General features: G+C 55.5%; 9 protein-coding genes, 1 tRNA gene and 1 riboswitch. Of the genes, 2 read left to right on the forward strand and 8 right to left on the reverse strand.

Annotated features, from left to right (window positions below; genetic code table 11):
• Window positions 1-171: 171 nt before the first annotated feature.
• Both G113_RS17525 and G113_RS17530 read right to left on the reverse strand, forming a co-directional pair.
• Window positions 172-259: transfer RNA gene (locus G113_RS17525), tRNA-Ser, on the reverse strand.
• 229 nt (window positions 260-488) lie between these two features.
• Window positions 489-944: a type III secretion system chaperone family protein gene (locus G113_RS17530; RefSeq protein WP_083940412.1), complete on the reverse strand. Its 456-nt coding sequence runs from the start codon at window positions 942-944 to the stop codon at window positions 489-491.
• 155 nt (window positions 945-1099) lie between these two features.
• Between G113_RS17530 and G113_RS17535 the strand changes: the two genes are divergently transcribed.
• Window positions 1100-2437, forward strand: coding sequence for a flavohemoglobin expression-modulating QEGLA motif protein (locus tag G113_RS17535; RefSeq protein ID WP_005907973.1), 1338 nt, complete (start codon window positions 1100-1102; stop codon window positions 2435-2437).
• 112 nt (window positions 2438-2549) lie between these two features.
• On the opposite strand, the gene G113_RS17540 is transcribed toward G113_RS17535, so the two are convergent.
• On the reverse strand, window positions 2550-3131 hold the full coding sequence (locus G113_RS17540) for a thymidine kinase (RefSeq protein ID WP_040319358.1): 582 nt from the start codon (window positions 3129-3131) through the stop codon (window positions 2550-2552).
• A gap of 84 nt (window positions 3132-3215) precedes the next feature.
• Window positions 3216-4790, reverse strand: coding sequence for a Na+/H+ antiporter NhaC family protein (locus tag G113_RS17545; protein ID WP_005907975.1), 1575 nt, complete (start codon window positions 4788-4790; stop codon window positions 3216-3218).
• An 84-nt stretch (window positions 4791-4874) separates the two neighbouring features.
• Window positions 4875-5046: riboswitch (Lysine riboswitch) on the reverse strand.
• Window positions 5047-5364: 318 nt separating this feature from the next.
• On the opposite strand from G113_RS17545, the gene G113_RS17550 reads away from it, so the two are divergent.
• Complete coding sequence (locus G113_RS17550; protein ID WP_005907976.1) at window positions 5365-5766, forward strand: H-NS family histone-like protein; 402 nt, start codon at window positions 5365-5367, stop codon at window positions 5764-5766.
• Between the two features lie 103 nt (window positions 5767-5869).
• On the opposite strand, the gene G113_RS17555 is transcribed toward G113_RS17550, so the two are convergent.
• The 4 genes from G113_RS17555 to G113_RS17570 all read right to left on the reverse strand — a co-directional run.
• Window positions 5870-6430, reverse strand: a complete 561-nt coding sequence (locus tag G113_RS17555; RefSeq protein ID WP_005907978.1) for a cob(I)yrinic acid a,c-diamide adenosyltransferase — start codon at window positions 6428-6430, stop codon at window positions 5870-5872.
• Window positions 6427-6657: a DUF3820 family protein gene (locus tag G113_RS17560; RefSeq protein WP_005907980.1), complete on the reverse strand. Its 231-nt coding sequence runs from the start codon at window positions 6655-6657 to the stop codon at window positions 6427-6429. Before G113_RS17560 ends, G113_RS17555 begins: the two co-directional genes overlap by 4 nt.
• Complete coding sequence (gene queE / locus G113_RS17565; protein WP_005907982.1) at window positions 6658-7329, reverse strand: 7-carboxy-7-deazaguanine synthase QueE; 672 nt, start codon at window positions 7327-7329, stop codon at window positions 6658-6660.
• Between the two features lie 51 nt (window positions 7330-7380).
• Window positions 7381-7643, reverse strand: a 263-nt coding sequence (locus tag G113_RS17570) for a 7-cyano-7-deazaguanine synthase (protein ID WP_005907983.1), incomplete at its 5' end; no start/stop codon positions are given.

Here is a 7643-nt window from a genome sequence, read left to right on the forward strand (position 1 = left end):
AGGCCGGATTTTTTATTTATCTCTGCTTCCGCCCACAGCAACCATCACTTACCCCCAGCCAAGTACCATAGCGGGAATATAAAGTGCTCCCTCGTCTGAAGGGGACAAAGGTGATGAATCTTGACGAATGCCAGACAGCAAAAAGCCCGACCTGAGTCGGGCTTTTCAATTTGGCGGTGAGGGAGGGATTCGAACCCTCGATACGTTGCCGTATACACACTTTCCAGGCGTGCTCCTTCAGCCACTCGGACACCTCACCAAATTTTTTACTGCTTTGAAGTTGCTTTCGGAGCACGGGTTGCGTGCTTCTATTCCGACTTCGTCGGTGTGCAGCCACTCGGACACCCCACCAAATTTTTCTGACTGCTATTTTACCTGTTCAATCATCAGGATCGCTCATGGCCTTGGCCGCGACAACGGGGCGTAATTTAGGGGAAAGCCGCTCGCCCGTCAACGGCTTTCTCTGCCTCCCGCGCTCGACTGCCGGATTAATGCACAGATCCCGGTTCAACCACCACATCAACCAGGTTTAGGAAGCCCAAACGCTCACACTCGGCAACCACATCATGGGTCGCGGCTATGGTGCTCTGCACAAACAAGATGAACTGTTCGACCGTAAGACCCGCCTTGGTGAACACCGTATGGCCGACCACTAGTCGTGGCAAGTTGTCATCAATGATGTCGAGAAACACCTTGAGCGAGGGATATTGCATGTTGAGCCGACCCAGTTCAGCCACCATGGGCAACAGCGCCGCAGGGCGAATTTCCAGCTCGGAGGAGAACAACAATCCTTCCTCTTCAACAAAGACGCGGCTCTCCTGGATGCCTTCCACAGATTGCAGAGAGACGATATGGATGCCATGGCACTGATCGCAGACATAATGCTCGATACGAGCCTGTTGCAGCCAACGCATTATCATTTCGGAGCTGGGTGTATTCATCATGACGTTATGGGACTCTTGAAAGCGAGGGGCGCAGTCTAAACCAATTTGTGGTCAACCTAAAGTAGAGGCCCCTGCCCGCCTCTGTTTGCGCTTCTTTTTGGCACTGACAGTCCATATACTCAGCCCACCTGCGCGCAGCCCCGAACCGAGTGTCGATGACCATCCAAGAGAAATATCGCCTGCACCTCAAGTCCCTCTCCGATGAGCTGCTGGTGTTGCAAAAGCCGATCCGCATTCTGGATGCTATCAAATGGCCCCACCATATCCGTCATGACTTTCTGGCCAAAGGCGGCAAGACTCTGCCGGCTATCGATACCAACTTCTATCAGGGCCTGGATCTGGGGTTCGACCCACGTAACAAGTACCTGGAGCTCAAGGAGCTCAGGGACAGGATCCGCCGCAAATTGGGCCCCCATGATGACTTGGGCCGCATACTGCAAGCCAACGTCGATCAGTACATGGTGGTGATCGAGATGCTGCGCCAACGCGGCCAGCCCGATTTTTTACGTTACAGTCAACGCCTCTATGGTTCGGCCCGGGATCACCTGAGGGGCGATCGCAAGACACTGCGTGAGCTGGGAGAGCGGTTGTGCGATATCTTTTCCCTGCCGGGTGCCCGCCATTTGGTGCGCCCCTACCCCAAGGAGTTTGAGGGGCAGGCTGCGGTAGACCGGCTGCAGGACAAACTATCCAGCTACTTTCGCGACGGCCAGGTGCAGGTAAAGCTGAGCGATGGCATCGTCTCGGATGCGGCAGCTGGCGGTGACTATATCAAGCTGAGCAGTCATGCCCGCTTCTCCGAGCTCGACTTGCAGGTGTTGGAGGTCCACGAGGGGTGGGTTCATGTCGGTACCACCCTCAATGGCCGACAGCAGCCTTATGCGACCTGGCTCAGTGCCGGCTCGCCGCGCATCACGGCCTGCCAGGAGGGATTGGCGGTTCTGATAGAGACCCTCACTTTCAGCTCCTTCCCGGACAGGGCTAAACGTATCTCGGACAGGGTGATGGCCATCGACATGGCCGAGAATGGTGCGGACTTCATCGAACTCTATCGCCATTTTCTGGACAAGGGCGCGAGCGAACATGATGCCTACAAGATCACCCAGCGGGTGTTCCGGGGCGGCATGGTGGAGGGAGGGGCTTGCTTTACCAAGGATCTCTCCTATGTAAAGGGCTATGTGGAGACGGTCAACTTCATTCGCAGCGCCGTGTTGGAAGGGGTACCCGAGATCTTGCCGATGCTGTTTGTGGGCAAGGTGACCCTGGACGACATCCCCGTGCTCTATCAGCACTATCTGGAAGGCTTGATCGCAGCCCCCAAGTACCTGCCCCCAATGTTCCGCGACCTGACCGGTCTCTATGTCTGGTTCGGTTTCGCCTCCGGCATGTCCCTTGTCGATATCGGCCGGGTGCAGCAACACTTTCGCCAGCTGTTCCATCGTCTGCCGGTAGCCGATCCCATCATCACCCCGGTCGATAGCGAATTCGATTAACCGCTCCGGCACGCCCGCGCCGAGCCTCGTCCTGTTACTCGGCCTTGAACCAAACATAAAAAGGGCCCGACAGGGCCCTTTTTATGTTTGCTAAAACCTGCGCAACCTGAACTTAACGAAATGCCCGGCCAGCCAGATAGTGCTTACGGCACAGGGAGACATAACGGGCATTGCCTCCTATTTCCACCTGAGCGCCATCCCGCGCGACCTGGCCATCGGCATTGACCCTGGCATTCATGTGCGCCTTGTTGCCACACCAGCAGATACTCTTGAGCTCTTCTACCTTGTCAGCCAGACAGAGCAGATGGTAGGAGCCGGGAAACAGCTCGGCACGGAAGTCTATCTTGAGGCCATAGGCAATCACGGGAATCCCCGCCTCGTCCACCACCCTGGCCAGCTGATAGACCTGCTCCTTGGTGAGAAATTGCGCCTCATCGACGATGAACACATCGATGGCCTGCTCGGCATGACGGGCCTTGACCATCTCGAACAGATCGCAGTTGTCGCTAAACACCTCCGCCTTTAATTCCAACCCGACCCTGGCGCTGATCACCCCGAGTCCGGATCTGTCATCAATGGCTGGCGTCATGGCCAGAGGGTGCATGCCCCGCTCGAGATAGTTGAAGTGCGCCTGGATCAACTGGGTGGATTTTCCCGAGTTCATCGCGGCGAATTTGTAATGTAATGAGGCCATGCTTGCTCCGATACCAATTTATGGCGCGCATGCTAACGCAGCATGACGCCAAAAACAAAGGGGCCCCAGGCCCCTCGTCATTCATCAGGCGGTGACTGCCGCCTTCTGACTGGCTCTAAGATAGAAGAGTGTCACCCCGAGGAACCAGACGCCGCTGGTAACAAAACCTGCGGTGACCGAGTGAGTCACCCCCAGCACCAGGTAACCGAAGGCTGCCCCGATGGCAATGGTCAGCGCATAAGGCAGCTGAGTCATCACGTGATCGATATGATGGCAACCGGCGCCGGTGGAAGAGAGAATGGTGGTATCCGATATCGGTGAACAGTGATCGCCGAATACGGCCCCGGCCAGCACGGCAGAGAGCATCGGCAACATCATGCTTATCTCGCTGGCGGCGGCCATGTCACCGGCCAGGGGCAACATGATGCCGAAGGTCCCCCAACTGGTGCCGGTCGCAAATGCCATGGCGCCGGAGAGGCAGAACATCACCACGGGCAGCAACTCGATGGGCAGCCCGCTCTGAGCCAGGGAAGCCAGGTATTTCCCTGTCTCCACATCGCGAATGACGGCGCCTATGGCCCAGGCAAACACCAGAATGTAGATAGCGGGCAGCATGGCCATGACACCGTGCTTGACGACCTCGAGCCAGGTACGCAGGCTCAGCCCCATGCGCAAGGTCAGCACCACGGCGACCCCAAGCCCGCACAGGCCGCCATTGACCAGGGAAGCGCCCACATCGGTATTTTCGAACGCGCCCAGTACCCCGAACGGCAACCCCTTCTCAGCCAGGGCAGCAGCCCCGGTGGCCATCATGAAATAGACGGTGGACGCGGTCAGGGTCAGGATTGGCAACACCAGATCGATGACACGGCCGCGACTGGAAACGGGCAGATCGCCACTGCTACCGGGAGGCACGCCCTTGGCCGGATCCCACAACTGCCCTTTGAGGGCCCGCTGCTCATGCTCACGCATGGGACCGATGTCGAGCTGGAACACGATCACCACCAACACCATGGCCAGGGTGAACAGGGCATAGAAGTTCATGGGGATCATCTGCACGAAAGCAGATATCGGGCTCTGATCCTGAATACCATGGGCGGTCAAGATGCCACCGATGAGCGCGATGATATAAGCCCCCCATGAGGAGATCGGCATCAATACACAGACGGGGGCTGCGGTTGAGTCAAGCAGATAGGCCAGCTTGGCCCGGGATATATTGAAACGATCGGTCAGCGGACGGCAGATGGTCCCCACCGACAGACTGTGAAAATAGTCATCGATGAAGAACAGGAACACCAGCAGGCCGGTCAGCATCTTTGCCCCCCGTCTGTCCTGGATACGCTGCGCGGCCCATTCTGCGAATGCCAGGGTCGCGCCCGACACCGTCAGCAAGCTGATGATGCCACCCAGCAGCAGCAGGAACACCAGTATGTTGACGTTCCAACCATTCAAGGCACCGTCAGCCCAGAAGATCCCCTTGGCCACCTGGCTGAGATACTCGGCACTGGCCAGTGGCACAAACTGGTTTACCAGCAAGCAACCCAGCACAATGCCAACCCCGAGAGAGAGCAGCACTTTGCGGGTCGTGACAGCCAGTATGACTGCCGCTAAAGGGGGAATGAGGGACCACGCCGAATCGGCGTAATGGGTAATGTCCATGATCTCTTGACACCTACAACATAAGGTGGAGATCTACCGAGAGGATAAAGAAGAAAATGAGCCCGCGAAGGGTTACTCCTCAGCCCCTTCAGTAGCGCTCCATAGTGATTGACTATGGCAGTACTGCACCTGTTCGATGCAATCCCAGCGACCCTGCATGATGGCATGATCACTTCGGCGCTGGCTCCTTTCCTCATGCTTCACAGGCATCACCCTCCGCATGAGTAGTTATAGGCAGCGCGCCTCTACTTAAAAGGTATTCGGCGGGTATTTTATCCTGATGATATTTTATATCAAGTTTTTTGATTTAATACTCATTCGAATCAAGATCTCTCGCCCAATGCCAGCGAGAGATTTTACGCAGCCTGCATTCGGCGAGATTTTAACCTGACAGCCACGTTAATGGGGTTTCACACCCTAATTAACCCATCGACAGGGATTAAAAAATAATGTTCTTAATTTCTAATCATTATTTATTAATTCTCTCGACTTGACTTAATGTCATCCTGACGTATAAATTACCAGAAAATAGTTATCCAATAATTATCCCTTTCTTGCTCGCATGGTAACCACTATGACTGAATTTCTGAAAGTACTGCTGAATATCCGTAGCCTGCGTGCCGCTTGCCGTGAGCTGACCCTGGAACAACTGGAAGAAGGGCTGGAGAAATTCTCCACCATCGTTGCTGAACGTCAGCAAGATGAAGCCGTAGATCGTCAGGCTCGCGAAGAGCGTCAACGTAAAATCAATGAATATACCGAAATGCTGAAAGCTGCGGGAATCGACCCGGCTGAATTGGTTAGCACAGCCCCCTCCTCCGAGCCGACTAAAGGCAGCAAGCGCGCTCCGCGTCCGCCGAAATACCGTTATGACGACAACGGTGTCGAGAAAACTTGGACTGGTCAGGGCCGCATGCCTTCTGCCATCGCCAAGGCTGTTGAAGCTGGTAAATCCCTGGCAGATTTCGCTATCTAATAGATCCAGGTATTGCCCATGAAAAAACCTCGCATAGCGAGGTTTTTTTTTGCCTGCTCCAAACAAGGCTACGTTCTGTCTGTTGGCAGAGCCATACTGACATTCATCTGTCTGCCGCCTTGACCCAATGCACTTCCGGCTTGCCCTCTTGGCATACTAGATAGCGAGCCAGAGTGAAGAACCAGTCACTTAGCCGGTTAACGTAGGGAATAACGGCAGGGTTGATCTGCTCTTGTTCCGCCAGGACAAGCAGTTGTCGCTCACAACGCCGAGTCAGCGTCCGCACCACATGAGCCAAGGCGCCAGCCTCAGTTCCCCCGGGTAGAATAAACTGGCGCAGCGGGGGTAATTGTTCAGTGTAGTGATCGATCTGGGATTCCAATCGTGCCGTCCATTCTTCCCTGACCTGCCAAATAGCACTCGACTGCGCCTCGCTCGAAAAGGCCAATTCGCCGCCCAGGTCAAACAACTCCTGTTGAATGAGTGTCAGCTCGGCTAATACCTGAGATTGCTGATCGGTTATTTTCGCAGCAAGAAGACCTATATGAGAATTTAATTCATCTATATCGCCATAACTGGCTACTCTCTGATGACTCTTGGCAATGCGGCTACCATCAGCCAATCGGGTCATCCCCTTGTCGCCTTGTCGGGTATATATTCTCATACTGATATCCTATCTATGATGGGGACTATCATTGCTTCGAGCCCATTTAATTTTATCTCATACGCCAATGCCAGCGATTGCCCCAAGGAGCCAGCCGGAAATCCACTTCTGGCCATCCACACCAGATAGGGTTCAGGTAAATCGATGAGCCTGCGCCCCCGATATTTACCATAAGGCATTGGCTTGGCCAGGCTCAGCAATATCTGTTCGTCGGGCAAGGTGGTCATTTAATCGATTTCCAGATATTTGTGAGTCTGGATAGAGAGGCGCCAATTACGCTCGATACAGACCGCCATGGCAAGCTCGGTGGCCCTGGGCTTCTGGCTGATGGGTTGCAGCGCAATCACCACATCCTCACGCAACTGGGCGCCAGATAGCAAGTCATCCAGCTCCTCGACATGCCGCATCATGGCCACTGGATGCTTGATCTCATTGGCCCTCGCCAAGGCGCTGGGCAGCACTGTCAGCCCGCCTGCCATCCCTATTTTGGGAGAGACGGTGACCCAGGTAGCCGGATGGGTCAATATCTCGCTGGTGCCGCTGGTTTCTATCTGCAGCTGATAGCCAGCCTGGTGCAAGGTCTCGCTGAGCTCGTTCAGGTCATAGAGACAAGGTTCCCCTCCGGTGATCACCACATGCTTGGCCCGATAACCCAACTCGGCAAAACTGGCCAATACCTGAGCGCCGCTCATCGGGCTCCAACCATCGGATTCGTTGGAGCAATCCAATACCTGGCTGATAGGCACCTGGCGCGCCGGATCCACCACCCAGGTATGACGGGTGTCACACCAGGGGCAGCCGACGGGACAGCCCTGCAAGCGCACGAAGATAGCGGGCAGGCCGGTGAACACCCCCTCCCCCTGTATGGTCTGAAAAATTTCGTTAATCGGGTAGAGCATCATAAAACTACTGGTTACCAATCACTGTGTCCCCGCTCGGGGTGAATAAGGCTAGCGCCCCTGTTTGTGTTGCAGACGCAAGTTAACGCCCACCCGATCGGCCAGATACTGATCCAGGCCACGGCGGCGCAATATGCAGGCAGGGCAGGTACCACAACCATCACCAATGAGGCCGTTGTAGCATGTGAGCGTCTGTTCGCGCACCAGGTTCAGCTGGCCAAAGGTATCGGCTAGCGCCCAGGTCTCAGCCTTGTCGAGCCACATCAGGGGGGTCTCGAAGCGCAACCCGCGATCCAGCCCCAATGCCACTGCAT

It is taken from the genome of Aeromonas molluscorum 848 (assembly GCF_000388115.1).
Classification (GTDB): domain Bacteria; phylum Pseudomonadota; class Gammaproteobacteria; order Enterobacterales; family Aeromonadaceae; genus Aeromonas; species Aeromonas molluscorum.

Bases quoted from the DNA above. Each gene is read 5' to 3' on its own strand.
- G113_RS17560 (WP_005907980.1), bottom strand. From the start codon at position 6,657: ATGACCACCTTGCCCGACGAACAGATATTGCTGAGCCTGGCCAAGCCA.
- G113_RS17555 (WP_005907978.1), bottom strand. From the start codon at position 6,430: ATGAGAATATATACCCGACAAGGCGACAAGGGGATGACCCGATTGGCT.
- G113_RS17540 (WP_040319358.1), bottom strand. From the start codon at position 3,131: ATGGCCTCATTACATTACAAATTCGCCGCGATGAACTCGGGAAAATCC.
- G113_RS17545 (WP_005907975.1), bottom strand. From the start codon at position 4,790: ATGGACATTACCCATTACGCCGATTCGGCGTGGTCCCTCATTCCCCCT.
- G113_RS17550 (WP_005907976.1), top strand. From the start codon at position 5,365: ATGACTGAATTTCTGAAAGTACTGCTGAATATCCGTAGCCTGCGTGCC.
- G113_RS17535 (WP_005907973.1), top strand. From the start codon at position 1,100: ATGACCATCCAAGAGAAATATCGCCTGCACCTCAAGTCCCTCTCCGAT.
- queE (WP_005907982.1), bottom strand. From the start codon at position 7,329: ATGCTCTACCCGATTAACGAAATTTTTCAGACCATACAGGGGGAGGGG.
- G113_RS17530 (WP_083940412.1), bottom strand. From the start codon at position 944: ATGATGAATACACCCAGCTCCGAAATGATAATGCGTTGGCTGCAACAG.